The 24,040-nt window shown below is 72.1% G+C and carries 22 protein-coding genes; 9 read left to right on the top strand and 13 right to left on the bottom strand.

Annotated features, from left to right (window positions below; genetic code table 11):
- Positions 1–53 precede the first annotated feature (53 nt).
- The 3 genes from AB0B68_RS12270 to AB0B68_RS12260 all read left to right on the top strand — a co-directional run bounded on the left by AB0B68_RS12270 (position 54) and on the right by AB0B68_RS12260 (position 3,656).
- Positions 54–1,142 carry a Rieske 2Fe-2S domain-containing protein gene (locus tag AB0B68_RS12270; RefSeq protein ID WP_357202834.1) on the top strand — a complete coding sequence of 363 codons (1,089 nt, stop codon included), beginning with the start codon at positions 54–56 and terminating at the stop codon, positions 1,140–1,142.
- Positions 1,139–2,770, top strand: a complete 1,632-nt coding sequence (locus AB0B68_RS12265) for a cytochrome b N-terminal domain-containing protein (protein ID WP_357259682.1) — start codon at positions 1,139–1,141, stop codon at positions 2,768–2,770. Before AB0B68_RS12270 ends, AB0B68_RS12265 begins: the two co-directional genes overlap by 4 nt.
- Before the next feature lie 193 nt (positions 2,771–2,963).
- Positions 2,964–3,656 carry a DUF4142 domain-containing protein gene (locus tag AB0B68_RS12260; RefSeq protein ID WP_357230635.1) on the top strand — a complete coding sequence of 231 codons (693 nt, stop codon included), beginning with the start codon at positions 2,964–2,966 and terminating at the stop codon, positions 3,654–3,656.
- 105 nt (positions 3,657–3,761) lie between these two features.
- On the opposite strand, the gene AB0B68_RS12255 is transcribed toward AB0B68_RS12260, so the two are convergent.
- From AB0B68_RS12255 to AB0B68_RS12235, 5 genes are all read right to left on the bottom strand, one after another.
- Positions 3,762–4,049, bottom strand: a complete 288-nt coding sequence (locus AB0B68_RS12255) for an Lrp/AsnC ligand binding domain-containing protein (protein ID WP_124772802.1) — start codon at positions 4,047–4,049, stop codon at positions 3,762–3,764.
- A gap of 108 nt (positions 4,050–4,157) precedes the next feature.
- On the bottom strand, positions 4,158–4,997 hold the full coding sequence (locus AB0B68_RS12250; protein ID WP_357259786.1) for an NTP transferase domain-containing protein: 840 nt from the start codon (positions 4,995–4,997) through the stop codon (positions 4,158–4,160).
- A 26-nt stretch (positions 4,998–5,023) separates the two neighbouring features.
- Positions 5,024–5,566, bottom strand: coding sequence for an NUDIX domain-containing protein (locus tag AB0B68_RS12245; RefSeq protein ID WP_357259679.1), 543 nt, complete (start codon positions 5,564–5,566; stop codon positions 5,024–5,026).
- Positions 5,567–5,619: 53 nt separating this feature from the next.
- Positions 5,620–7,413 carry an HD domain-containing protein gene (locus AB0B68_RS12240; RefSeq protein ID WP_357259784.1) on the bottom strand — a complete coding sequence of 598 codons (1,794 nt, stop codon included), beginning with the start codon at positions 7,411–7,413 and terminating at the stop codon, positions 5,620–5,622.
- A 126-nt stretch (positions 7,414–7,539) separates the two neighbouring features.
- Positions 7,540–9,294 (bottom strand): DEDD exonuclease domain-containing protein, encoded by a 1,755-nt coding sequence (locus tag AB0B68_RS12235; RefSeq protein WP_357259676.1) that lies wholly within the window; start codon positions 9,292–9,294, stop codon positions 7,540–7,542.
- A gap of 127 nt (positions 9,295–9,421) precedes the next feature.
- On the opposite strand from AB0B68_RS12235, the gene AB0B68_RS12230 reads away from it, so the two are divergent.
- Positions 9,422–10,873 carry an NYN domain-containing protein gene (locus AB0B68_RS12230; protein ID WP_357205492.1) on the top strand — a complete coding sequence of 484 codons (1,452 nt, stop codon included), beginning with the start codon at positions 9,422–9,424 and terminating at the stop codon, positions 10,871–10,873.
- A gap of 96 nt (positions 10,874–10,969) precedes the next feature.
- Positions 10,970–11,689, top strand: a complete 720-nt coding sequence (locus AB0B68_RS12225; protein WP_357259673.1) for a DinB family protein — start codon at positions 10,970–10,972, stop codon at positions 11,687–11,689.
- A gap of 10 nt (positions 11,690–11,699) precedes the next feature.
- On the opposite strand, the gene AB0B68_RS12220 is transcribed toward AB0B68_RS12225, so the two are convergent.
- Complete coding sequence (locus tag AB0B68_RS12220; RefSeq protein WP_357259670.1) at positions 11,700–12,221, bottom strand: hypothetical protein; 522 nt, start codon at positions 12,219–12,221, stop codon at positions 11,700–11,702.
- Positions 12,222–12,462: 241 nt separating this feature from the next.
- Between AB0B68_RS12220 and AB0B68_RS12215 the strand changes: the two genes are divergently transcribed.
- From AB0B68_RS12215 to AB0B68_RS12200, 4 genes are all read left to right on the top strand, one after another.
- Complete coding sequence (locus AB0B68_RS12215) at positions 12,463–12,681, top strand: hypothetical protein (protein ID WP_357205483.1); 219 nt, start codon at positions 12,463–12,465, stop codon at positions 12,679–12,681.
- A 73-nt stretch (positions 12,682–12,754) separates the two neighbouring features.
- The gene (locus tag AB0B68_RS12210; protein WP_357259667.1) at positions 12,755–12,889 is read left to right on the top strand and encodes a hypothetical protein; all 135 of its coding nucleotides are present in this window, start codon (positions 12,755–12,757) and stop codon (positions 12,887–12,889) included.
- Positions 12,886–14,145 carry a M48 family metalloprotease gene (locus AB0B68_RS12205; RefSeq protein ID WP_357205480.1) on the top strand — a complete coding sequence of 420 codons (1,260 nt, stop codon included), beginning with the start codon at positions 12,886–12,888 and terminating at the stop codon, positions 14,143–14,145. The genes AB0B68_RS12210 and AB0B68_RS12205 overlap by 4 nt, the downstream gene beginning before the upstream one ends.
- The gene (locus tag AB0B68_RS12200) at positions 14,142–15,266 is read left to right on the top strand and encodes a glycosyltransferase family 4 protein (RefSeq protein WP_357259664.1); all 1,125 of its coding nucleotides are present in this window, start codon (positions 14,142–14,144) and stop codon (positions 15,264–15,266) included. Before AB0B68_RS12205 ends, AB0B68_RS12200 begins: the two co-directional genes overlap by 4 nt.
- Before the next feature lie 13 nt (positions 15,267–15,279).
- Here the strand turns inward: AB0B68_RS12200 and AB0B68_RS12195 are convergent, their stop codons facing one another.
- The 7 genes from AB0B68_RS12195 to AB0B68_RS12165 all read right to left on the bottom strand — a co-directional run bounded on the left by AB0B68_RS12195 (position 15,280) and on the right by AB0B68_RS12165 (position 23,856).
- Positions 15,280–15,942 carry a lysophospholipid acyltransferase family protein gene (locus AB0B68_RS12195; protein WP_357205474.1) on the bottom strand — a complete coding sequence of 221 codons (663 nt, stop codon included), beginning with the start codon at positions 15,940–15,942 and terminating at the stop codon, positions 15,280–15,282.
- 19 nt (positions 15,943–15,961) lie between these two features.
- Positions 15,962–16,546, bottom strand: coding sequence for a TetR/AcrR family transcriptional regulator (locus tag AB0B68_RS12190; protein ID WP_357259660.1), 585 nt, complete (start codon positions 16,544–16,546; stop codon positions 15,962–15,964).
- Positions 16,547–16,921: 375 nt separating this feature from the next.
- Complete coding sequence (locus AB0B68_RS12185; RefSeq protein ID WP_357259781.1) at positions 16,922–18,580, bottom strand: bifunctional diguanylate cyclase/phosphodiesterase; 1,659 nt, start codon at positions 18,578–18,580, stop codon at positions 16,922–16,924.
- 79 nt (positions 18,581–18,659) lie between these two features.
- On the bottom strand, positions 18,660–19,469 hold the full coding sequence (locus AB0B68_RS12180; RefSeq protein ID WP_357205468.1) for an SAM-dependent methyltransferase: 810 nt from the start codon (positions 19,467–19,469) through the stop codon (positions 18,660–18,662).
- Positions 19,470–19,659: 190 nt separating this feature from the next.
- The gene (locus AB0B68_RS12175) at positions 19,660–20,328 is read right to left on the bottom strand and encodes a response regulator transcription factor (RefSeq protein ID WP_030337723.1); all 669 of its coding nucleotides are present in this window, start codon (positions 20,326–20,328) and stop codon (positions 19,660–19,662) included.
- Positions 20,329–20,335: 7 nt separating this feature from the next.
- Positions 20,336–22,027 carry a GAF domain-containing sensor histidine kinase gene (locus AB0B68_RS12170; protein ID WP_357199668.1) on the bottom strand — a complete coding sequence of 564 codons (1,692 nt, stop codon included), beginning with the start codon at positions 22,025–22,027 and terminating at the stop codon, positions 20,336–20,338.
- Positions 22,028–22,041: 14 nt separating this feature from the next.
- Positions 22,042–23,856, bottom strand: coding sequence for an AMP-dependent synthetase/ligase (locus AB0B68_RS12165; RefSeq protein ID WP_357259657.1), 1,815 nt, complete (start codon positions 23,854–23,856; stop codon positions 22,042–22,044).
- Positions 23,857–24,040 lie beyond the last annotated feature (184 nt).

Below are 24,040 nucleotides of genomic sequence, written 5' to 3'. Positions count from 1 at the left end.
ATCCGATTCAGTGCTGTGGTGCCGCTCGGCGCCACCCGTAGCGAGGTGACGGCATGAGCACCCACCCCGAGCACCAGGCCTCACAGGGCCCGGAGCCGCTCGACGTGAACGACCCCAGGCTCACCAGGTTCGACATCGTTCGTGAGGGCGCTCGTCGGGACGACATCGAGATCGTCCACTACGAGCCGCAGGTGCTGCCGGGCACCAAGGCGGAGCGTCGGCTGACCCGGGTGGTCGCCGGCTTCTTCCTGATCACCGGCCTGGCCGCGACCGCCTTCCTGGCCATCTACATCTGGTGGCCGTGGCAGTACGAGGCGGGCCGGGGCGGCGACAAGTTCTACACCCCGCTGCTCGGCTTCACCCTCGGCGTAGCCCTGCTCGCCGTCGGCTTCGGCATCCTGACCTGGGGCAAGAAGTTGCTGCCCAAGGAGGTCTCGATCCAGGACCGGCACGAGGGCCAGGTGGACTCCGAAGGCCGCACCATCACCGGCCAGACCATGCTCTACATGGCGGACGAGCTGGGCGTGAAGCGTCGCCCCCTGCTCGGCATCTCGCTGCTGGCCGGCCTCGCGCCGGTCGCCGCGGTCGCCGCGGCGCCGCTGGTCGGCGGCCTGATCTCGCAGCCGCACAAGAACAACCAGATGTTCACCACCGGGTTCGCCACGCCCGAGGGCGGCCAGCGGATCCGCCTGGTCCGCGAGGACGGCCGGCCGATCCGCCCGGCGGACATCAGCACCGGTGGGCAGCTGACCGTCTTCCCCGGCATCGACCACGGCGTGAGCAACAAGCACGCCGACTCGCCGACGCTGCTGATCCACCTCCGCGACTCGGACGCGCAGGAGTCGCGCCGGGCCAACGAGAAGGTTGGCCACGGCGACTACATGTGGGGCAACTACGCGGCGTTCTCCAAGATCTGCACGCACGCGGGATGCCCGGCCAGCCTGTACGAGCAGCAGACCAACCGGCTGCTCTGCCCGTGCCACCAGTCCCAGTTCCTGATCACCGACAACGCCCGGCCAGTCTTCGGCCCCGCCAGCCGGCGGCTGCCGCAGCTGCCGATCGAGGTGGACTCCGAGGGCTTCTTCGTGGCGAAGTCCGACTTCACCGAGACCGTCGGGCCTGATTTCTGGGAGCGGCCATGAAGCGTCGAAAGTTTGACCTTGCGGCGACGCCGGGCAAGGCAGCGGTGGGAGTGGACGACCGCTTCCAGGTGGCCACCCCGCTGCGCAAGCTGCTGAACAAGGTCTTCCCGGACCACTGGTCCTTCCTGCTCGGCGAGATCGCGCTGTTCTCGTTCGTCGTGCTGCTGCTGACCGGTGTGTTCCTCACCTTCTTCTTCGAGCCGGCGATGACCGAGGTGGTCTACGACGGCAGCTACGCGCCATTGCAGGGCACCCCGATGTCCGCCGCGTACGCCTCCAGCCTGGACATCTCGTTCGATGTCCGGGGCGGTCTGGTGATGCGGCAGATGCACCACTGGTCGGCGCTGCTGTTCATGGCTGCGATCGTCGTGCACATGCTGCGGGTCTTCTTCACCGGCGCCTTCCGCAAGCCGCGTGAGACCAACTGGATCATCGGTTCGCTACTGTTCTGGGTGGGCTTCCTGGCCGGCTTCAGCGGCTACTCGCTGCCGGACGACGGCCTGTCCGGCACCGGTCTGCGGATCGCCTCGGCGATCATGCTGTCCATCCCGGTCGTCGGCTCCTGGGTCACCTCGTCGATCTTCGGCGGCGAGTTCCCCGGCACGATCATCATCAGCCGGTTCTTCATCGCCCACGTGCTGCTCATCCCGGGTCTGCTGGTCGCGCTGATCAGCGTCCACCTGGGTCTGGTCTTCAAGCAGAAGCACACCCAGTGGCCCGGCCCTGGCCGGACGAACAACAACGTGGTCGGCGAGCGGATGTTCCCGCGGTACGCGCTGAAGCAGGGCGGCTTCTTCATGGTCGTCTTCGGCGTTATCGCGCTGATGGGCGGTCTGTTCCAGATCAACCCGATCTGGTTGTTCGGCCCGTACGAGGCGTGGGTGGTCTCGGCCGCCAGCCAGCCCGACTGGTACGTCATGTTCCTCGACGGGTCGACCCGACTCATGCCGGCCTGGGAAATCAACATCCCGCTCGGCGACGGGTACGTCATCCCGCCGCTGTTCTGGCCGACTGTCGTGCTGCCCGGCATCCTGGTGGGCCTGTCGACGATGTACCCGTTCCTGGAAGCCCGGCACCTCAAGGACCGCAAGAGCCACAACCTGCTCCAGCGGCCTCGGGACGCTCCGGCCCGGACCGCCGTCGGCGCCATGGCCGTCTCGTTCTACATCGTGCTGACGCTCTCCGGCGCCAACGACGTGATCGCTGACAAGTTCCAGATCAGCTTGAACGCGATGACCTGGGCGGGCCGCATCGGCCTGCTGGTGGTCCCGCCGCTGGCGTACTACGTCACCTACCGGCTCTGCCTGGGTCTCCAGCAGCACGACCGGGAGGTGCTCGCGCACGGCGTGGAGACCGGCATCATCCGGCGCCTGCCGGACGGCCGGTTCGTCGAGGTGCACCAGCCGCTCAGCGCGTCCAACGGGCACGCGGACGGTCACGGTCAACTCGACTACGTCGGCTGGGTCGTACCCAAGAAGATGAACCGGCTGGGGGCCCTCGGCCCGGCCATCCGGGGCTTCTTCTACCCGATCGAGAAGCCGGTCGAGGCACCGGTCTCGCCGGGGCACCCGCCGGTCGAGGCCCGACCCGAGCGCGAGGAGATCGGCAGCGGCGAGAGCCGCCGCTGACCGCCCAGTCACACCGTTAAGGGGCGCCCGCCGGATTCCGGCGGGCGCCCCAACGTATCCACATCTCCCGACCCATCCGGCCAGGAGTCGGACGGCTCTGGCGGGACCGGTCGACGCCGCGCGACGGGCGATCGCAGGAATAACCCCGGTGAGCCGGGTATGCGTGCGGTCCAACGTCTCAAGGGGGGGAAGCATGTTGGGTATCAAACGCCTCGGCCTGTTGGCCGCGCTGGTACTTGTCGGTGTCGCGCCGGCCGCGGCCGCGCAGGCCGCGGCACAGCCGTCAACGCAGGACACCCAGTACCTGCAGGCGGTACACCAGGTCAACCTGTTCGAGATCACCGCTGGTGACCTGGCTCAGCAGAAGGGTCACGACCAGGGGGTGAAGGACCTGGGCGCGATGCTGAAGACCGACCACACCCAGCTCGACCAGACGGTGCAGCAGACCGCGTCGCAGCTCGGGGTGGAACTGCCGAACGAGCCCAGCGCCGATCAGCAGGCGGTCATCGACAAGCTGAACAACGCCAGCGGCGCGGAGTTCGACCGGCTCTGGGTGACCAGTGAGCTGGCCGGTCACGTCCAGGCCATCCAGGCCACCCAGACGGAGATCTCGCAGGGCTCCGAGCAGTCGGTGGTCCAGTTGGCGCAGACGGCGCTTCCGACGCTCCAGACGCACTACGACGAGTTGGTGGCGCTCGCGAACAAGCTGGGCATCCCGGTTCCGCAGACCAGCGCCAGCGGCACGCCCAGCCCGGGCGGCACCGGCACCGAGTCGCCGGCTCCGGGTGGCACTGTCACCGAGTCGCCGGCTCCGGGTGGCACCGGCACCGAGTCGCCGGCTCCGGGCGGTGGCAGCACCGAGGTACCGGCTCCCAGCGAGAGCTGACGTAGCCACAAGCAGACGGCCGGCCCACCCTCGCGGTGGGCCGGCCGCCCTGTGCGCGCCACGCGCCGTCCTGCGGCCGGCACCGGCCCCAAAACGGCGAGCGGGTCAGTCGGCGCTGGCCAGACCGATCGCGAACGTCTCCTCCAGGTCGTGCTGGGAGTACGCCCGGAAGGCGATGTGGGACTCGGTGTTGAGCACCCCCGGGACCTTGGAGATGCTGCCCGCGATGACCTGGGCGATCTGGTCGAACTCGCGGACCCGGACGATGGCGATGAGGTCGACGTGCCCGGCCACCGAGTAGACCTCGCTGACACCGGGAAGGTTGGCCAGGTTCTCCGCCACCTCGGGGATCGCGTCGGTGGCGCAGTCGATCAGCACGATCGCGGTGATCACGGGGCATTTCTCCGTTCGTCGGCGTCGTCGCCCATGCTAGATGTTCCGGTTCGGGACCGGAGGCGGGAGCATGTTCCGGTCCGGGACGGAGGCGGGAGCCGTCGGTGCTCAGCCCTGGGCGGGGCAGGGCACGGTCAGGTCCCTGCCGGCCCGGATCACGTTTCGCAGCCGCTCGCCGGCCCGCACTGTCGCGCCCGGCCACACCACGGTGCGTGACACGTCACCGTCCACCCGCGCTCCCGCGCCGACGACCGACTCCACACAGTGGCCGGTCACCGTCGCGGACTCCTCGACGAGAACGCCGCCGGCCGCAGCGTGCAGGTTGGCCGCCAGGTAGTCGGCCGGGGTGCCGGTGTCGAAGAAGGTGCCCGGGTAGGGCACCACGGTCAGGGCGCCCGCGGCCTCGGCCGGACGCCACACGGCGCGAACCAGGTCCGAGAAGACGACCGGCAGGTCCCGGACCAGCCGCCAGGGCAGCAGCGAGAAGCCGGTGAAGCAGTGCCCGGCGAAGGTGCCCGGCGCCGCCGGGTCCGCGGCGGGCTGGCCGAGCAGGCGTACGGTGTGCCCGTCCCAGCCGTCGAGCAGGGCGGCCACGTCCGGGCCCGGGGGAGCAGCCGGGTCGGCGAGGTACGCGTCGGCGTTGCCGACCAGCACCGGCCGCCCGTCGATCCAGTCCCGCAGGTTGGCCAACCCGCCGGCGGTGCCCAGCGGGTCGCCCGGCTCCACCGACAGGTGTGCGCGGTCGCCGACGTGCGCCACCACCTGGTCGCCGAGGTAGCAGGCGTTCACAGCGACCCGGTCGGGACCGGTCAGGCCCAGGCCGGCCAGCCGCGCCAACGCCCGATCCAGCAGGGGCACATTGCCCACCGGGCAGAGCGCCTTGGGCAGCCGTTCGGTGAGCGGGCGCAGCCGCGTGCCCTCGCCGGCGGCCAGCACCACCGCGCACATCTCGGCCGGCACACCGACCGCGCCGGTCACGGGGTCTCGTCGGGCACCGGCGGCGGGAACTGCCCGGCGAGTGGCCCGATGTCGTAGTAGGCGAGCAGCCGGGCCGTCGGCCAGGTCAGCTTGGGCAGGTCGTCCAGGGGGTGCCAGGCGGCCTCGAAGACCTCCCCGCCGTCGACGGTCAGCTGGGTGCTGGACGCCGGCACGTCGGCCTCGAAGACCATGTCCACCCAGCCCTTGGCGTGCACTATCGCGTTCGGCACCGCCGGGCGCAGCCGGGACGGTGGAAGCCGGACGCCGGACTCCTCGAACAGCTCACGGGCCGCGCCCACCACCGGGGCCTCACCCCGGTTGAGCAGGCCGGCGGGGAGTGACCAACCCTTGCCGGGAGGCTGGCGGAGCATGAGCAACCGACCCGCGCCCGTCGCCTCGGTGTCCCGGACCAGGGTCACCGCGCCGACGATGTACTTGGGCACCGCCAACCGGACCAGGCGCCGACGCACCGGCAGCGGCAGCCGGTAGAAGGCCTGGTAGAAGAGGGCCCGAGCGGTGGCGCGGGAGCGGGGGATCATGACCCCAGGCTAGTGGTCACGAATGTCCTTCGTACGCGCTGGGGCCGGCCGGGTCACTGTCGATGGTCGACCAGGTCGATGAGCTGGCGGACCACGGTGTCCGGTTCGATCACCCGGTCGAAGACCGCGACCAACAGGGTTTCCAGGTCGGGGTAGCCCAACTCCTCGGAGAGGCGCAGTAACGGCAGGTCACTGGCGAGGCCCCGGTTGTGCTGGCGCAGGGCGAGCCCGATGGTGGCCCGACCGAGCCGCACCTTGTCGCTGATCGTGATGCCCGGCTCGGTGTGCTCGGCGAACCATCTGTTGATCTGCATCTGCGCGTGCGGCGACTTGACGAAGGTCAGCCACTCCCGCCGGGGACCGCGCGGCGCCACACCGGCCTCGAAGCCGTTGTCGCCGTCGTTCTCGGTGAAGATCTCCACCACGTCGCCCTCGTCCAGCTCCGAACTGAGCGGGGCCAGCCGACCGTTGATGCGTGCGGCCAGGCAGTGGTCGCCCCGGTCGTTGCCCAGCTCGTACGCGAGGTCGACAGGCGTGGCACCGGCCGGCAGCACGACCTGCCGCCCGTCGGCGAAGACCTGGATCTGCCCCTCGGCCAGGTCGCAGCGCAGCGACTCGTAGAACTGTGCCGGGTCGGCGGCGTCCGGCTCCCAGTCGAGCACCCGGCGCAGCCAGTCCAGCTGCTCGGCACGTGCCGCTGCGGTGCTGCTGCCGGAGCTGGGGAAACGGAAGTCGGCGGCGATGCCGTACTCGGCCGAGCGGTGCATCTCCTCGGTGCGGATCAGCACCTCCACGGTGCGGTCCTGGGGGCCGCAGACGCTGGTGTGCAGCGAACGGTAGAGGTTGTTCTTCGGCGAGGCGATGAAGTCCTTGAAGCGGCCGGGCACCGGTCGCCAGGTGCCGTGGATCGCGCCCAGCGCGGCGTAACAGTCGGTGGCCGGGCCGTCGACCACCACCACGATGCGGGGCAGGTCGTACGGGGCGGTGTGGCCGCCGGCGATGGTGTCCTTCCAGATCGAGTAGAGGTGCCGGGGACGGGGGCTCACCTCGGCGTCGACCCGGCTGCGGCGCAGCGCCACCCGGGCCCGGGTGACCACCGAGTCGAGGTACGAATCCCAACCCGGCCGATCGTGCACGTGCCGGGCCAGCCGGGCGTGCTCGTCGGGCTCGAGGTGCAGCAGCACCACGTCGTCCAGCTCGCGTTTGAGGGTCTGGATGCCCAGCCGGTCGCAGAGCGGGACCAGCACCTCCTGGGTCTTGCGGGCGATCCGTTCCCGCGACGACGCGGAGCGCACCCCGAGCGTCCGCATGTTGTGCAGCCGGTCGGCCAGTTTGATGATCAGCACCCGGACGTCCTTGGCGGCCGCGACGATCATCTTGCGGACCGTCTCCGACTCGGCGGCCTTGCCGTAGAACGCCTTGTCGAACTTGGTCACCCCGTCGACCAGGTGGGCCACCTCGCCGCCGAAGTCCTCGGAGAGCGCCTGGAGGGTGTAGCGGGTGTCCTCCACGGTGTCGTGCAGCAGCGCAGCGACCAGGGTGGTGGTGTCCATCCCCAGCTCGGCGCAGATCTGCGCCACCGCGAGGGGGTGGGTGATGTACGGTTCCCCGCTCTTGCGGAACTGCCCGCGGTGCATGTTTTCCGCGATCGTGTAGGCACGGCGCAGCACCGCGGGGTCGGTGCCGGCGTGGATGCCCCGGTGGGTGCGGACCAGTTGGGTGACCGGGTCCGAGTCGGTGGTCGGCCAGCTGAGCAGCGACCGCAGCCGGCGGGCGAGCGGCAGCTCACCCGGCTGTGTCGGCAGGGCGCCCCCCAGGGCGGCGCCGTGTCCGGCGTCGACGTCCACGAGGGACACCTCCTCACCCCGGCTCCACACCGCCGGATCCCGGCGGGGGAGCAGGCCCACGAATCGGGCAGGACTGCACTTCCTTAACAGCCTAAGCGAGTCGACGTAGTCCGATCGGTCAGTTGGTCATGAGCGTTCGGTCGAGAGTTGGTGGGACGCACCGCCCTCGGCCTTCGCCAGCAGGTCACGGAAGCGGGCCGCGCCACTCGCCGGAGAGGACCAACCGGAGGACATCTCGACGAGTCGGGTCTCCGGTCGCTCCAACCAGGACAGGATGCGCTCGGACTCCTCGGCGGTCGCCGCAGGCACCGGACCGTGCCCGCCGGACACCGTCTCGGCGGTGGCCCGGATCGTGGTCAACGTGGGACGCGGGTGTACGCCCGGCGGGGACACCCCCGCACCGGCCAGTCGGCCGTGCCGGACCAACGCCAACTCCCAGCCGCCCCGGGCGGCCGGTCGGGCGGCGGCCAGCTCGACGATCCCGGTCAGCGCGGCCAGCCGCTGCATCCGCACCGTGGCCCGCAGCACCGCGGCCAGCCGGGACCGCACAACGGCGGCCTCCTCGTAGCGCTGGTCGGCCGAGAGCACGTCGATCCGCGCGAGCAGCGCGTCCACCACCGGCTGAGGATCGCTGGCCGTCGCGGTGCGGAAGGGCGCGGCGGCGCTGTCGTCGTACTCCTCGGGGGTGATCTTGTGTTCGCAGGGCGCCGGGCAGCGACCCAGCTCGGCCAGCGCGCAGGCCGGCGTGACGGTGCGCAGCGAGAGCCGGTGCGTGCACTGGCGCAGTGGCACCGCGTCGTGGAAACCGGCGGCGGCCAGCTCGGCGGCCCGTCGGGAGGTGAACGGCCCGAGGTACGCGGTGTCGGTGGGGGAGAGGTCGCGGACGATCGACAATCGAGGGTACGGACCGTCGGTCAGCTTGAGCCAGACCATCCGTTCCGGGTATTTGGACCGGCGGTTGTACGGCGGCGCGTGCGCGGCGATCAACCGCAGCTCACGGACCTCCGCCTCCAACGAGTGGGCGCACTCCACCGCCTCGACCCGCTCGGCCGCGCCCAGCATCTCCGAGATTCGGGCGCGCTTCTCGCCGGCGGTGAAGTAGCTGCGCACCCGGGTGGCGATGTCGACGGAGGTGCCCACGTAGAGCGGCCGGTCGTCGGCGGCCCGGAAGATGTAGACCCCGGGAACCTTGGGCAACCCCTCGGCCAGGTGCCGCTTGCGGCGCTGGGTCGGGGTGACCGCGCGGGCGAACTCGATGGCGTCGCCGATCGTGTCCACCCGGTGCCCGCCGAGCCGGCCGATCAGCCCGTGCAGCACGTCGACGGTGGCCTTCGCGTCGTCCAACGCCCGGTGGGTGGGCTGGGTGGCGGTGCGGAAGTAGGCGGCCAGGGTGCCGAGCTTGCGGTTGGGCACCTCGTCGCGGGTCAGCACCCGGCGGGCGAGTGCTGCGGTGTCCAGGACCCGGGGGTTGGGCCAGCGGTAACCGTGCTTCGCGCACGCGGCCTTGAGGAAGCCCACGTCGTACGGGGCGTTGTGGGCCACCAGCACCGCGTCGTCGATGAACTCCAGGAAGCTCGGCAGCACCTGCTCGATCGGTGGCGCCGGCACCAGCATGGCCTGGGTGATGCCGGTCAGCACCGTGATGAACGGCGGAATCGGCTGGCCCGGGTTGACCAGGGTCGCCAGCACCCCCAACTGCTCGCCACCGCGCACCTTGACCGCGCCGATCTCGGTGATGCCGCCGCCGTCCGGCGCGCCGCCGGTGGTCTCCAGGTCGACCACCACGAAGGTCGTCGCGTAGAGCGGCAGAGCCGGGTCCACCCCGCCCACCGCCGGGTCGAGACCGGCCAGTGACTCCTGGACGTACTCCGCCTGTGCCATCGGCGGCACGCTAGCGCCCCGGTCCGACACTCCCGTCGCAGCCGTCCCATCAGTCACCATGGGGCTAGGATGAGAGATCGGCTCACTCACCGGGCGGTGGGCCCGGTCGCGGTGGGAGACTTGCCACATGCCCCTCACCGAGCCGTACGACGACCACCTCCCGCAGGAGGATCCGGTCGCGCTCGACGGTGCTGTGGGCAACCCGGACGACAACGTAGTCAACGGCACATTGGACGCATCGGACCCGACAATGGTCGACGGCCCCGCCGCCGAGCCGGAGCCGACCCTGCCCGAGCCGGTCCGGCAGCGGATCGTGACGCTGACCGCCGCGGTGCTGCCCACCCTCCCCACCGACGAGGTCCCGGTGCCCTTGCGCCGGGTTGCCAAGTTCGCCCCCAACCGACGCGCCCGGCTCGGCGCGCCCGTCATCGCCGCCCAGCTCACCGCCGACCCGCTGTTCCGGCAGCGGGTCACCGCGCGGGTCCTGGCCGACGCCGGTGACCTCGGTGCGGCGGTGGTCGAGGGCACCGCGCCGGCCGCCGCCGACCCGGTCGAGGTGGCTGCGCTGGCCTACCTGGCCCGGCCCCGTGGCTGGCGGGAGCTGATCGACGCCAGCGGCGCGGCAGTGCGCGCCGAGGCGGACAGCGCCGTCGTCGCCGAGTTGGTCCGCGAGGCCGAGCAGCGGGCAACCCGGGCCGAGCACGACCGCGCGGTGGCCCGGGTCGAGGCCGAGAAGCTGCGCGACGAGTTGGCCCGCGTCCGGGAGGAGCTGGGTCAGCTCCGCGAGGAGTCCCGACAGGTGGCCCGCACCCTGCGCGAGACCCAGGCCCGCGAGCGCAAGGCCACCGAGCTGTTGGCCACCGAGCGCGGCCGGGCGGCCCGCGCCAGCGCCGACGTGGACGCCGAACTCCGTCGCGCCCGGGCCCGGCTGGCCGAGGCCGAGGCCTCCGCCGGGGTGGCCCGCGCCAGCGCCAAGGAGGCGCGCTCGGTCGACGACGCCCGGCTCTGGCTGCTCCTGGAGACCATCGGCCAGGCCGCCGTCGGGCTGCGCCGGGAGCTGGCGCTAGACCCGGTGGACAAACTCCCGGCCGACTTCGTCGCCGACGCGTTCGCCGAGCAGCCGGGCACCGCCCCGGCCGGCCCCGCCGCCCGCGCCCGCGACACCGACGACCCGGCCCGGCTCGACCAGTTGCTCGCCCTGCCCCGGGCGCACCTGGTGGTGGACGGCTACAACGTCACCAAGCGTGGCTTCGGCGAGATGTCCCTGGAGCAGCAGCGCAAACGCCTGATCACCGGGCTGGGCGGGATCGCCGCGCAGACCGGCGACGAGGTCACTGTGGTCTTCGACGGCGCCGAGCGGATGCACGGGCTGCCGCCCGCGCCGCGCGGTGTACGGGTGCTCTTCTCCCGCAAGGGTGAGACCGCCGACGAGCTGATCCGGCGACTGGTCCGTGCCGAGCCGGCGGGCCGGCCGGTGGTCGTGGTCTCGTCGGACCGCGAGGTCGCCGACGGGGTACGCCGCCACGGCGCGTACCCGCTGGGCGCGGACTCGCTGCTGCGGCGGCTCGCCCGCTCCTGAGGGGGACACGTCCTGCTGCCGCACCGCTGCGTGGCCGCGCAGGCTGTCGCACCGGGGCGTTAGCATCGCCGCGACCGCCGAGGGACGGGAGTCGTGATGGCTCGGGACGAGGTCAAGGTCTTCGTCGACGAGGATCTGCGGGGTGCGCGTTTCGACAGATCGACGCTGGCCGGCGCGGTGATGCGCGGCGTCGACGTGAGTGGCCTGGACATCGACGCGCCGTGGTTGGCCGAGACCGCGCTGCTGGTCAACGGCGTCGATGTGGTCCCGCTCGTCGAGGCTGAGCTCGACCGGCGGTTCCCCGGCCGCGATCTCAGGCGGGCCAGCGAACCCGCCGATCTGAGGGAGGGGTGGGCGGCGGCCGAGCGAGCCTGGGCGGCGGCGGTCGACCGGGTCCTCGCCATGCCCGAGGGCGCTGTCGACGTCTCGATCCACGGCGAGTGGTCGTTCGCGCAGACGCTGCGTCACCTCGTGTTCGCCGCCGACGTGTGGCTGGGCAAGGCGATCCTGCGCCTGCCGCGGCCGTTCCATCCGCTCGGCCAGTCGCATGTCGAGTACGAGACCGACGGCTTCGACATGTCGGTCTTCGCCACGGAGCAGCCTGCCTTCGAGGTGGTCCTTCGGGTGCGGGCCGAGCGGCAGGCGATGGTGCGCGATTTCCTCGCTACCGTCACGCCGGACGTGCTGGCCGCGTCTCGGCCGAGCGCGTGGTGGCCCGAGCACATCGTGTCCGTCCGGCACTGCCTTCACGTGATCCTGAACGAGGAGTGGCAGCATCTGCGCTTCGCCCTGCGTGACCTCGACGCGCAGCGCTGACACCTGGCCCTCACTGCTGCTCGGGCCGCTGTCCGGTGGCCGGTAGTCGCCGGGTCAGCTCGCGACGCAGTGCGTCGGTGCGCGGCTCCATCCAGGTGAGCCGGACGACCAGCTCGTAGGGGCCGCGTCCGGGAGTCGACCACTGTCCGGCTCGCATGGGCGGACGAGTCTGCTGCGGGTCGCGGGTCACGACCACCAGCCGCGGATCCAGGCGTCCCCGCACCTGGGCGCTGGCCACGTTGACCCAGTCGATGCTGAGTGTGGTCCCCTTCGGTCCGCTCAGGTGCAGCGTTTCGTCGGTCAACCGCAGCGGCAGGCGAGGCTGATGGCGCAGCTGCCAGTTGGTGGTCAGCGCGACGCAGCCGCCGATCATGCCGAAGCGCAGCAGCACCTTCCACCACGCCTCGTCGAACACCACCGTGTAGAAGGTGAGGAGAGCCGCGCCGACCAGCACGGCGAGAGCCATGGCGAGGCGATGTCGGCGCGGGGAGTACCGGAACTCCACGACGGACGAAGCATCGAGATCGGCCACGGTCGCTCAGTGCCCGGGTGGTCGGTCGGCCAAACGATGCCTCCCCTTCGCTCGGTCGGCACGAGTTCCTCCCGGTCGGGTGGGATACCCCGATATCGCTGATCTGGAGTGGATCTAGCCCTGAAACAGGCGGTCGGATCGGGTTGCTGTCGTACCCGGTGGTTAGTGTCGATGTCACCGACGGTGCCCGGTCGGCGACAAAAGGAGTCGCCCGTGTGCCGCGAGCCGATCAGGAGGCGTGATGCTCATCGACTGCGACGGGTGCGCGAAGCGGGCCGACGGCTGTTCCGGCTGCCCGCTGACCGCCCTGTTCGACGAGACGTCCCCGGCGGCCGGGTTGGTCGCCGCCGAGGTCGAGGCCATCGAGGTGCTCGCCCGGTCCGGCTTCGACGTGGAGGTGCTGGCCGCGCCCGCGCGCCCGGAGGTCGCTCCCCGCCGCCCCGCCCGCCGGGTCGCCTGAGCCTTACACCGCGCCCGGAAGCAGGCTTCTCGCGGGCCATAGGATGAGCGGTCACGGCGGGAGGAGCGGCGCGATGAGCGAGGTACGGCGGGACGACGGCGGGCTCGTCGGCGGCGCTGCGTCCGGTGGCGCTGCGTCCGGCGGCGCTGCGTCCGGCGGCGCTGCGTCCGGTGGCGGCGATCCGGCCCGCCGGGCGGTGACGCGGTGACGCCGCGGGGTTGGGCGCTGCTGACCCTGGCCGGGCTGGCCCTCGTGCTGGTCGTGCTGGCCGCGTTGCTCATCCCGTGGCACCGTCCGCCGGCACCTCGGGCCGACCAGCTCGCCGCGCTGGGCGACCTGCCGGCCGAGCAGGTGGCCAAGGGGCGGGAGTTCCGAGCCGCGCTGCGTCCCGGTGGCTACGCCGCGCTCGCCGTCGGGCTGCTGATCGCCCTCGCGCTCGGGTTGACCCCGCTGGGCAGTCGCCTGGTCGAGCTGGTCGGCCGGCCCTTCGGTGGGCACTGGGCAGCGCAGGCCGTGCTCGGCGGGCTGGCGGTGGTGCTCGTCGCCGACCTGGTGACGCTCCCGTTCGCCGCCTGGCGGCAGAGCGTGCTCACCCGCTACGGGTTGAGCACCAACGGCTGGAGCGGCTGGGCTGTCGACCTGCTCAAGTCGTACGCCGTCAGCGCGGTGATCGGCGCGGTGGCGCTGTTCGGCTTCTACGCGGTCATCCGGCTCGCGCCACGCTGGTGGTGGGCGTTCGGTGCGGCCGGCGCCGCCGTGCTCGTGGTGCTGCTGTCGTTCGTGCTGCCGGTGCTGGTGGAGCCGGTGTTCAACCGGTTCACCCCGATGGAGCAGGGTCCGTTGCGCACCGAGCTGATGAGCATGGCCGCCCGCGACGGGGTGCCGGTGCGTGACGTGCTGGTCGCCGATGCCTCCCGGCGCACCAGAGCGGTCAACGCGTACGTCTCCGGTCTCGGGCCGACCCGACGGGTGGTCGTCTACGACACGCTGCTGCGCGAGGCGACCCCGGCCGAGGTGACCGCCGTCGTGGCGCACGAGTTGGGGCACGCGAAGGATTCCGACGTGGCGGCCGGCACGCTGACCGGGGCGCTGGGTGCCGCGGCCGCCGTGGTGGCGCTCTACCTGCTCGGCTCGTGGGGGCCACTGCTACGGCTGGCAGGTGTCGACTCGGTGGCCCAACCGCGCGCGTTCCCGCTGCTGATCGCCCTGGTCACGGTGGCCGGGCTGGTCGCCGCTCCGGTGCAGGCGCTGATGTCCCGACGGGTGGAGGCGCGGGCCGATGCGCACGCGCTCGCGCTCACCGACGACCCGGAGTCCTTCGAGTCGATGCAGCGCCGGTTGGGCTCGGTCAACCTCGGTGATCCCGACCCGCCCCGCTGGGAATACCTCTACTCGGCCTCACACCCGTCCACAGTGGAGCGGATTGCCGCCGCCCGCGCGTACGCCCGGGAGGCCGGCCGATGAACCGCACCCTGCTGATCACCAATGACTTTCCGCCCCGCCCGGGTGGGATCCAGTCGTTCGTGCACCACCTCGCGGTCCGTCAACCGGCCGGCTCGGTGGTCGTCTACGCGTCGAGCTGGCGCGGGGCGGCGAAGTTCGACGCCGACCAGCCGTACGAGGTGATCCGGGAGCGCACCCGGGTGTTGTTGCCCACCCCGTTGATCGCCCGCAGGGCGGCCCGTTTGGCTCGCGCGTACGACTGCGACACGGTGTGGTTCGGCGCGGCGGCCCCGTTGGGCCTGCTCGCGGCCGGCCTGCGGCGGCGGGCCGGCATCCGTCGGGTGGTGGCGCAGACCCATGGCCACGAGGTCGGTTGGGCGGCCGTGCCGGCCGCCCGGCCGGCGCTGCGGCGCATCGGTCGGGGTGTGGACGTGACCACCTATCTGGGCGAGTACACGCGCAGCCGGTTGGCCCGGGTGCTGGACGGGGTGACCGAGCTGCGCCGCCTCGCGCCCGGGGTCGACGTGGACACCTACCACCCGAGCGTGGACGGTGAACAGGTCCGGGCCCGGCTCGGTTTGACCGACCGGCCGGTGGTCGTCTGTGTGTCCCGGCTGGTGCCGCGCAAGGGTCAGGACACCCTGATCCGGGCCCTGCCGGAGATCCGCCGCCGGGTGCCCGAGGCGGCGCTGCTGATCGTCGGTGGCGGGCCGTACCGGGCGACCCTGGAGAAGCTGGCCCGCCAGGCCGGTGTGGAACGGGATGTGGTGTTCACCGGCACTGTGCCGTCGGTCGAGTTGCCGGCGCACTACGCGGCCGGTGACGTCTACGCGATGCCGTGCCGCACCCGCAACCGTGGTCTCGACGTCGAAGGGCTGGGCATCGTCTACCTGGAGGCATCAGCGACCGGCCTGCCGGTGGTGGCCGGTGACTCCGGGGGAGCGCCGGACGCCGTCCGGGAGGGGGAGACCGGCTACGTCGTGGGCGGCCGGGACATCGCCCAGCTCGCCGACCGGGTCGCCCGGCTGCTCGCCGACCGGGACCTGGCCCGTCAGCTGGGCGCGGCCGGCCGGGCCTGGGTGGAACGGGAGTGGCGCTGGGAGACGCAGGCGGACCGCATGACGGCACTGCTCGCCGGCTGATCGCCGCCCGCGTTCAGCTCTCCCGGGCGGGCGCGTAGTGCGGCACGTACTCCTGGCCGGTGAGCCGCTGGATCGCCGCCATCACCTCGTCGGTGACCGTCCGGATGTCCCGCGGCCCGTTGATCCGCTCGGCGACCGGGATCGGCGGGCCGAACCGCAGGGTGATCGGGTGGCGACGGGGCAGCCGCGCGTCGACCGGCAGCACCTCGGCGGTGCCGAGCACGCCGACCGGGATGATCGGCACCCCGGCGTCGCGGGCCAGCCGGGTCATCCCGACCCGGCCTCGGTAGAGCCGCCCGTCCGGGGAGCGGGTGCCCTCCGGGTAGACGGCGACCAGGCCGCCGGAGCGGAGTACCGGGACGGCGGCGTCGAGGGCGCGCAGGGCGGCCCGGCCGTCGGCGCGGTCGACCGGGATGGCGCCCATGCCGGCGACGATCCGCCGGTTGAGCCAGCCGCCCGGACCCCGGCCGTTGAAGTACTCGACCTTCGCCCAGAAGGTGACGTGTCGGGGCGCCGAGCAGACGAGGAACAACTCGTCGGCGACGGACAGGTGGTTGCCGGCGAGGATCGCGCCGCCGTGTCGGGGCAGGTGCTCCAGCCCTTCCACCCGGGGCTGCCAGCCAAACCGCAGCACGGTGCCGACGGTCAGCTTGGTGACGTCGTACAGCAGGGGCACGTGTCCTCCGGGTTGGTTTTCAGGCGGGCGTCGGGCCGAGGTGCGCGTCCAACGCGGCGTGCAGCAGGGCATCGTCGTCGGTGGCGCCGGGGGCCAGCGGCAGGCTGCCCCAGGCCCAGAGTTGGGCGATGCCGTGCAGGTTCGCCCAGAGCGCGCCGGCCAGCACCGCTGCGGGCGCGTCGGCGTGCCGGCGTGCCTGCGCCACCAGGTCGGCCAGCATGGCGAACAACGGCAGGCTCGTCTCGCGCAGCCGAAGTCGGCCACTGTCCAGCAGGTCGTGGCGGAACATCAGCTCGAACATGCCGCGGTGGGCCGCCGCGAAGTCCAGGTACGTCCGGGCCAGCGCGGTCAATCGGGTACGGGGGTCCGGACCGACGTCGCGCAACGTTCGCTCGATCTGGGCGGTGAGGTCGGCGAAGCCCTCCCGGGCGATGGCGGAGAGCAGGTCGACGTGGGTGGGGAAGTAGCGGCGCGGTGCACCGTGCGAGACCCCGGCGCGCCGGGCTATCTCCCGCAGCGACACCGCCGACTGGCCCTCGCGCAGCACGAGGTCCACCCCGACGGCCACCAACCGAGCCCGCAGCCCCGTCTCGTCCGCGTCCATAGACACTGTCTACCAGCCCCCGTAGACGGTGTCTACCTCTTGCCCTGCGGCGCGTGGTGCGTGCCCAGCCGCGACGTCGTCCACTTTGGCGGTGGGTTGGCTCACGCAGGCGTGTCTCGGCGGCCTGCCGTGCCTTGCCGGAATCAGCATGATGTCTATGAGTCATCAAGATGACTCACAGACATCACACTCAACGCAGTGTCCGGGCCGCGCTGTCCGCTCGCGTCGTTCGCTCGACCCCTGGCCACGGCTGCTCCCCTGCGAGTTTCGTGAAGCGCCCACTGGTGAGCCCGGCGAGCTGCGGGTGATAGGTGCCGGGTGAGCCGCAGTGTGCGAAGTGGGCGGGAACGGGTGGAGCGTGGGCGGGCCCGAGGGTCAGCGGATGCGGGCCAGGATGCGATCGGCGGGGGCCGGGCGGCCGAAGTGCCAGCCCTGGGCCGCGTCGCAGCCGATCGCGCGTAGCCGCTCGGCCTGCCCGGCGGTCTCCACCCCCTCGGCGGTGACGGTCAGGTCCAGCGCGTGCGCCAGCGAGACCAGGGAGGCGAGGATCCGCTCGTCGGTGCGGCCGACGGAGGGCGACCGCAGGCCAGCCACGAACTCCCCGGCCACCTTCAGTTCGGTCACCGGCAGGTCCCGCAGGTAGGCCAGGTTGCTGTAGCCGGTGCCGAAGTCGTCGATGGCGATGCGCACCCCGAGGTCGGCAAGGACCCGCAGGGCGCGGACGGGCTCCTCGGCGGTGCTCATCATCGTGCTCTCGGTGATCTCCAGTTGGAGCCGCTCCGGTGGCAGGCCGGTCTGCCGCAGCAGCGCCCGGACCTCCTGCACCAACCCGGGCCGGTGCACCTGCCGTACCGCCAGGTTGACGCTGACGAAGGGCGCGGCGGCACCCCCGGCCGACCACGCCTCGGCCTCGCGGCACGCCTCGGCCAACACCCAACCGCCCAGCTGGACGATCAGGCCGGTCTCCTCGGCCAACCCGATGAAGCTGTCCGGGCGCAGCACCCCCAACTCGGGGTGCCGCCAGCGGACCAGCGCCTCCACGCCGACCAGGCTGCCGTCGCGCAGTGAGGTCAGCGGCTGATAGTCGAGGTAGAACTCGCCCCGCTCCAACGCCGCCGGGATTGCCGCGGAGAGCGCGTAGCGGGCCAGTTCACGTTGGTTGCGCTCGGCGTCGTAGAGCGCCCAGCGTGCCCCACCGGCGGACTTCGCCCAGTGCAGAGTGCTGCCGGCGGCCCGCATCAGGTCCGTGGGGTTGGCCCCGGCGACCTGGCGCTCGACGATGCCGATGCTCGCGGAGATCTGCAACTCGTGCCCGTCGACCAGGGCCGGTGTGCCTACCGCGGCGAGCGCGGTCTCGGCCACCGCCACCATGTCGTCGGTGCCGGCAGTGCGTTCCACCAGGATGACGAACTCGTCGCCGCCGAGCCGGGCCACCAGGTGCTCACCCATGGCCTTGCGCAGCCGCTCGGCCACCGTGGCCAGCAGCAGGTCACCGATCTGGTGCCCCAGCGTGTCGTTGACCACCTTGAAGCGGTCCAGATCCAGGAAGCACACCCCGACCCGCTGCGCGCCCCGGCCCGGTTCGTTGAGCGCGGCGGCGAGCCGTTCGGTGAACAGCGTCCGGTTGGGCAGGCCGGTCAGCGGGTCGTGGGTGGCCTGATGCCGGAAACGGGCCTCGCTGGCCCGCAGCGCCCGCTCGGCCTGGGTGCGAGCCCGCATGGCGGCGCGGCGGATCGACTCCTGCTCGTCGAGCGTCCGGTCGCGCAGCGCGCGGGCGTAGCCGGTTGCCACGGCCGCCAACAGCCGGGCCATCCGGTCCTCGACGTCCTCGGCCACCAGGCCCAGGTCGCGCACCAGGCGGAGCTGGATGACCTCGACGGTACGACCCAGCCCTTCGGCGGAAGCGATGTGCGCGGCGACCAACTCGGCGCCGACCCGGTGCCCGGCACGCAGGTCGAACGGCTCGGTGAGCAACGCCCCGGCCAGTTGCCCGGTGAGCCGGTCCAGCAGGGACTCCAACTGGGCCTGGGTCATCGGTAAGTAACTGGTGCCGGAGACCGCCTTCGCCCAGGCCCGGGCGAAGGTCCCCGGGTGGGAGGCCGCCCCGGGCGACTCAGTCACCGAGGCGCCCGACGCCGCCCATGAAGACCGCGCGCTCGGCGTCCTCCGCGCTCTCCGGGGTGTCCGGTCGCCACTGGGGCACCCAGACCACGCCCGGGTCGAGCAGCTCGAAGCCGTCGAAGAGCGCGGTCAGCTCGGCGCGACTGCGCACCGACAGCGGGTTGTCGGTGCGCCGGTAGACCCGCTCCGCCTCGGCGCGTTCGTCCTCGCTGCGCCCGTCGTCGCTGGCCTGCGACAGCACCAGGTAGCTGCCGGGCGCCAACGCGTCGCGCAGCGTCCGCAGCAGCTCCGCCGGCCGGTCGTCATCGGGGACGAAGTGCAGGACGGCCACGATCATCACGGCCACCGGTTGGCTCAGGTCGAGCAGCTTGTGGACGTCCGGATGGGCCAGGATCGCCTCCGGGTTGCGCAGGTCCTCCTGCACGATTGCGGCCTGCTCGTTGCCGGCGAGGATCTCGCGGCTGTGCGCCACCGCCACCGGGTCGACGTCCACATAGACCACTCGCGACCGGGGGTCGAGCTGCTGGGCGATCTCGTGCACGTTGCCGACCGTCGGGATGCCCGAACCGATGTCCAGGAACTGCCGGATGCCGGCGTCGGCGAGGTGGTGCACGGCGCGGCGCAGGAACGCCCGGTTGGCCTGGGCCATCAACGGCGCCTCGGGCACCGCGGCGACCATGGCCTGCGCGGCGGCCCGGTCAGCGGCGAAGTTGTGCGAGCCGCCGAGGTAGTAGTCGTACATCCGCGCGACGCTCGGGCGCTCGATGTCGATGGTGTCGGGTGCCCAGTCCGGCCGCTGCATGCGTTTCACCCCTCGGAATCCGCGACGCGAGCATCATCGCCCGCGCGGGTATTGTGCACCCGCCACGCACGCCAGACCATAGCGCGCCGAAGGTTGCCCGCCGACGTCGGTCGATGCGCGACGGTCCGCGCCGGCAGAAGCTGGCGCGGACCGTCGGTCGCGTCGTCCCGCTCGACGAGCGGGAGGCAGGTCAGAACTTCGGCGCGTCCGGTGCCTCGAGCAGGCCCAGCCGCAGCGCGGTCATCAGGGCCTGAGCCCGGTTGGCCGCGCCGAGCTTCTCGTAGAGCTTCGAGATGTGCGTCTTCGCCGTGGACTCGCTGACGAACAGCTGCTTGGCGATGCCCGCCACGCTCATGCCGTCCGCGAGCAGCCGCAGCACCTGCCCCTCCCGGGGAGACAACTGCGGGCCGGACGGGGCGAGCCGGCGCTTCATCGCCTCGGCCAGGTCGGCCGCGGTGAACGCGCTGGGGGAGGAGGCGGCGTGCCGTGCGGCAGCCACCACCTCGTCGGCCGGGGCGGTCTTCGGCACGAAGGCGCTCGCGCCGGCCTCCAGGGCGCCGAAGAGCTGGTCGTCGCCGGCGTACATGGTCAGGACCACGATGCCCATCGACGCGCTGGACTTACGCAGTGCGCGGGTGGCCTCCAGGCCGCTGCCGTCGGGCAGCCGCAGATCCATGATCACCACGTCCGGCTGCAAGGCGCCGGCCTGGCGTACTCCCTCCGCCGCCGTGGCCGCCTCACCGACGACCTCGAACTGGCGGTCGCGCTCGAAGGCGTGCCGCAAACCCTTGCGAATCAGGTCATGATCGTCGACAAGGAGGACCTTGGTACGGGTGGCCGGTATCGGACTTGTGGTCATCCTCGGGTTACTCCCCTTCTGGTGCTGCGCTGCCGCGCACGTTATCGCGCCGGGCCGAGGTGCCGAGAACCACCGCCACGGTCGTGCCGCTGGGTTGCCGCGGCCTGATCTCCAACCGGCCCCGGATACGTTCCGCCCTCTCGGCCATGATCGCAAGACCGTACCGTCCGTCCGGGCGCTGGTCAGCCATCCCCTGACCGTCATCCGACACTTCTATTTGCGCGTACGGGGGGTCGATCTCGCACGTGACCCACAAATTCGACGCCCCGGCGTGCTTGCGCGCGTTGGTCACCGCCTCCTGCGCGATGCGCAGCAACTCGGCTTCGGTGGCGGCCGGCAGCCGGGCGGTGGACTCGTCCAGCGAGAGGTGCACCCGCAGCCCGCCGGACGCGCCCACGGTGCGCGCGTACTCGGCGATCGCCGCGGCCAACCCACCCTGCCGGTCCACCTCGCTGCGCAGCTCGAAGAGGCTCAGCCGCAGCTCCTGGATCACCCGGGTGACCTCGCCGCGCAGCGTACGCAGGGCTTCGGCGGTCTCGTCGGCGTCGTCGAAGACGGTGGCCAGGGCGTTGTCGATGCCGTAGCCGACCATCACCAGTTCCTGGGCCACCCCGTCGTGGATCTCCCGGGCCAGCCGCTGCCGCTCCTCGTTGGTGGCCAGCGAGCGCACCTCGTCGAAGAGCAGTGCCGCCTCCAGCCGCAGCGCGGCCGGGCGGGTCAGCGCGGTCACCCGGGACACCACCGGCGGTGGGTACGCCTGCGTGGCGTCGGCCTCCAGCACCACGAGCCCCACCGTGCGCACCCCGGCGACCAGCGGAACGATCAGCGCGGACACGTCGCCGCCGCGGTGCGAGCGGGACTGCGACCGGGCGGCCGTGGTGGCCTGCTGGGTGGCCCAGGCGTCGGCGATCGCCGAGTCCGCGTCCAGCGTCGTCTCCCAGTCCACCCGGTCGACGCCGGCCTGGGCGAGCACCACGAGGCGACCGCCGCCGCTGGCCGACAGCACCGCGCCCCGGTCCGCGCGGGCCACCGTCCGCAGCTCCTCCAGCAGGTGCTCGGAGATGCCGCCGGGGTCCAGGGTCGCTCCGGGCAGTTGCCGGGCCACCGTCCGCAGTTGGGTCAGCAGCCGGGTCGCCTCGGCGTACGGCTGGGGTTTGCCCTCACCGCGCACCGCCATCACCTGGTGCAGAGTGCCGGCGGCGTAGAGCCCCAACGCTGCCAGGATCAGCCACTGCGCGCAGACCGCGAGGTAACCCGGCTGGCCGAGCTGAAGGCCACCGTCGACCCGGGTCAGCGCGCCGCTGAGCAGCAAAGTGGCGGCGGTGACCACGAGCAGCGCGGCACCCTCCGGGAAGCGGCGGCGCAGCGCGGTGACGGTCACCGGGACCGCCAGGTACGGCAGCACCGCCGAGGCGCCCAGGCCGTCGACGGTGCCACCAATGGACGCCACCGCGGCGACGTGGCTCGCGGCCAGCCCCAGCACCACCACCTCGGCCACCCGGCTCAGCGGGCCGACCAGCCGGTGCTGCGGTGCCAGCAGCGACGGCAGCCCGGCCACCGCCAGCAGCGCGATCCACCACAGCTGGGTGACGTCGCGGGTGGCGAACAGGGTCAGGATGGCGACCAGCGCCAGCATCACCACGCGGGCGGCCGCGGCGAGGGGATGCGGGTGCGGGGCGGTGGCTGTGGATGCGGGCACGTGACGGATGGTAGTCAGCCTCGGTAGATATCGGCGATCTCCGCCGCGTACGTCTTGTGGACAACCTGGCGCTTGACCTTGAGCGACGGGGTCAGCTCGCCGGTCGCCTCGGTGAAGTCGTGGGGCAGGACCCGGAACACCTTGATCGCCTCGGCCTTCGACACGGCCTGGTTCGCGGCGTCGACTGCGGCCTGGATCTCCTTGCGGAGGCCCTCGTGCTCGCGCAGTTGCTCGACGGTGGTGTCGAGGGGCAACCCGGCGTTCTCCAACCAGGTCGGCAGCGCCTCCTCGTCGACGGTGACCAGCGCCGCGATGAACGGCTTGGCGTCACCGACCACGACGCACTGGCTGATCAACGGGTGCGCGCGGACCAGGTCCTCCAGCACCGCCGGGGCGACGTTCTTGCCGCCGGCGGTCACGATCAGCTCCTTCTTGCGACCGGTGATGCTCAGGTAGCCGTCGGAGTCGAGCTGGCCCAGGTCGCCGGTGCGGAGCCAACCGTCGGCGCTGATCGCCTCGGCGGTCGCGGTCTCGTTGCGCCAGTAACCCTGGAAGATCAACTCACCGGAGAGCAGGATCTCGCCGTCGTCCTCGATCCGCACGGTCACGCCCGGGAACGGACGACCGACGGTGCCCATCCGGGTGGCGGTGGGCTGGTTCGATGCGGCAGCGGGCGAGGTCTCGGTGAGGCCGTAGCCTTCCAGGACCGTCACGCCGATGCCCCGGAAGAAGTGACCCAGACGGGCGCCGAGCGGCGCCCCGCCGGAGATCGCGTCCCGGCACCGTCCGCCGAGCGCGGCACGCAGCTTGCGGTAGACCAGCCGGTCGAAGACCGCGTGCTGGGCGCGCAGCGCCAGGCCCGGTCCGCCCGGAGTCTCCAGCGCCTCGCTGTACGCGATGGCGACCTGCTCGGCGCGGGCGAAGATGCCGCCCTTGCCGTCCGCCTCGGCCTTCTGCTTGGCGGCGTTGTAGACCTTCTCGAAGACCCGGGGTACGGAGAGCACGAAGGTCGGCCGGAACGCCTGCAGCTCGGCGACCAGGTTCTTGGTGTCCGCGCAGTGCGCCATGGTGACTCGCGCCTGCACGACGCCGATCTGGATGAGCCGGGCGAAGGCGTGCGCCAGCGGGAGGAAGAGCAGGGTGCTCGCGCCGGCGTTGAAGAGGTTCGGTAGCACCGGCACGGCGTTGGCGATGTCGGCGTACATGTTGCGGTGGGTGAGCACGCAACCCTTGGGCCGGCCGGTGGTGCCGCTGGTGTAGATGATCGTGGCCAGGTCGCCGGCGCGGACGGCCTTGCGTCGCCGCTCGACCTCGGCCAGCTCGACAGAGGCGCCGGTGGTGACCAGCTCGTCGACCCCGCCGCCATCGATCTGCCAGACCTGGCCCAGCTCGGGCAGCCGGTGCCGGACACCGGCGACCAGGGCGGCGTGCGCCTCGGTCTCCACCACGACGGCGACCGCGTTGGAGTCCTCGAGGATCCACGCGGTCTGCTCAGCGCTGGACGTCTCGTAGATCGGCACTGTCACCGCGCCCACGGTCCAGATGGCGTAGTCCAGCAGCGTCCACTCGTAGCGGGTGCGGCTCATCAGCCCGACCCGGACGCCCGGTTCGATGCCGGCGGCGATCAACCCGCGGGCCACGGCGGTCACCTCGTCGCGGAACTGGAGACAGGTCACCTCGGTCCATTCGGTGACGGTGCCGTCGGCGCGCGGAGTGGGGCGGGCGAACTGGGCGGCGTCGGGCGCGACTTCGGCGTTGTCCCAGACCGGATCGGTGAGGTTGGCCGCGTCGCCAACGGTGACGATCGGCGGGACGGAGAACTCGCGCACCTGCACTCCTTCGTGCTCGCACTGGTCGGGCTGGTCGGGCTGGTCGGGCTGGTCGTCGCCATGGGCGTCGGTTGTGTCGAAACCTACCCGGTGAGGAAGGGCACCCTGCCAACGGCCAGCGGGTATGGGTCCTGCCGAGCGCCGGGGGCGGCGCAGCGTGCCGGGCGGTACTCGCCGGGTAGCC

This window comes from Micromonospora sp. NPDC049049 (assembly GCF_040649115.1).
Taxonomy (GTDB): Bacteria; Actinomycetota; Actinomycetes; order Mycobacteriales; family Micromonosporaceae; genus Micromonospora.
The sequence above is the reverse complement of the archived record's forward strand: the minus strand, read 5'-3'. Positions and strand labels throughout refer to the sequence as shown.

What these genes read in the sequence shown, in the direction of transcription:
- AB0B68_RS12180 (WP_357205468.1), bottom strand. Translation starts at nt 19,469, where the DNA reads ATGCAGCGGCCGGACTGGGCACCCGACACCATCGACATCGAGCGCCCG.
- AB0B68_RS12235 (WP_357259676.1), bottom strand. Translation starts at nt 9,294, where the DNA reads ATGGCACAGGCGGAGTACGTCCAGGAGTCACTGGCCGGTCTCGACCCG.
- AB0B68_RS12200 (WP_357259664.1), top strand. Translation starts at nt 14,142, where the DNA reads ATGAACCGCACCCTGCTGATCACCAATGACTTTCCGCCCCGCCCGGGT.
- AB0B68_RS12260 (WP_357230635.1), top strand. Translation starts at nt 2,964, where the DNA reads ATGTTGGGTATCAAACGCCTCGGCCTGTTGGCCGCGCTGGTACTTGTC.
- AB0B68_RS12250 (WP_357259786.1), bottom strand. Translation starts at nt 4,997, where the DNA reads ATGTGCGCGGTGGTGCTGGCCGCCGGCGAGGGCACGCGGCTGCGCCCG.
- AB0B68_RS12215 (WP_357205483.1), top strand. Translation starts at nt 12,463, where the DNA reads ATGCTCATCGACTGCGACGGGTGCGCGAAGCGGGCCGACGGCTGTTCC.
- AB0B68_RS12270 (WP_357202834.1), top strand. Translation starts at nt 54, where the DNA reads ATGAGCACCCACCCCGAGCACCAGGCCTCACAGGGCCCGGAGCCGCTC.
- AB0B68_RS12245 (WP_357259679.1), bottom strand. Translation starts at nt 5,566, where the DNA reads ATGATCCCCCGCTCCCGCGCCACCGCTCGGGCCCTCTTCTACCAGGCC.
- AB0B68_RS12210 (WP_357259667.1), top strand. Translation starts at nt 12,755, where the DNA reads ATGAGCGAGGTACGGCGGGACGACGGCGGGCTCGTCGGCGGCGCTGCG.
- AB0B68_RS12185 (WP_357259781.1), bottom strand. Translation starts at nt 18,580, where the DNA reads ATGACCCAGGCCCAGTTGGAGTCCCTGCTGGACCGGCTCACCGGGCAA.
- AB0B68_RS12230 (WP_357205492.1), top strand. Translation starts at nt 9,422, where the DNA reads ATGCCCCTCACCGAGCCGTACGACGACCACCTCCCGCAGGAGGATCCG.
- AB0B68_RS12265 (WP_357259682.1), top strand. Translation starts at nt 1,139, where the DNA reads ATGAAGCGTCGAAAGTTTGACCTTGCGGCGACGCCGGGCAAGGCAGCG.
- AB0B68_RS12190 (WP_357259660.1), bottom strand. Translation starts at nt 16,546, where the DNA reads ATGGACGCGGACGAGACGGGGCTGCGGGCTCGGTTGGTGGCCGTCGGG.
- AB0B68_RS12225 (WP_357259673.1), top strand. Translation starts at nt 10,970, where the DNA reads ATGGCTCGGGACGAGGTCAAGGTCTTCGTCGACGAGGATCTGCGGGGT.
- AB0B68_RS12175 (WP_030337723.1), bottom strand. Translation starts at nt 20,328, where the DNA reads ATGACCACAAGTCCGATACCGGCCACCCGTACCAAGGTCCTCCTTGTC.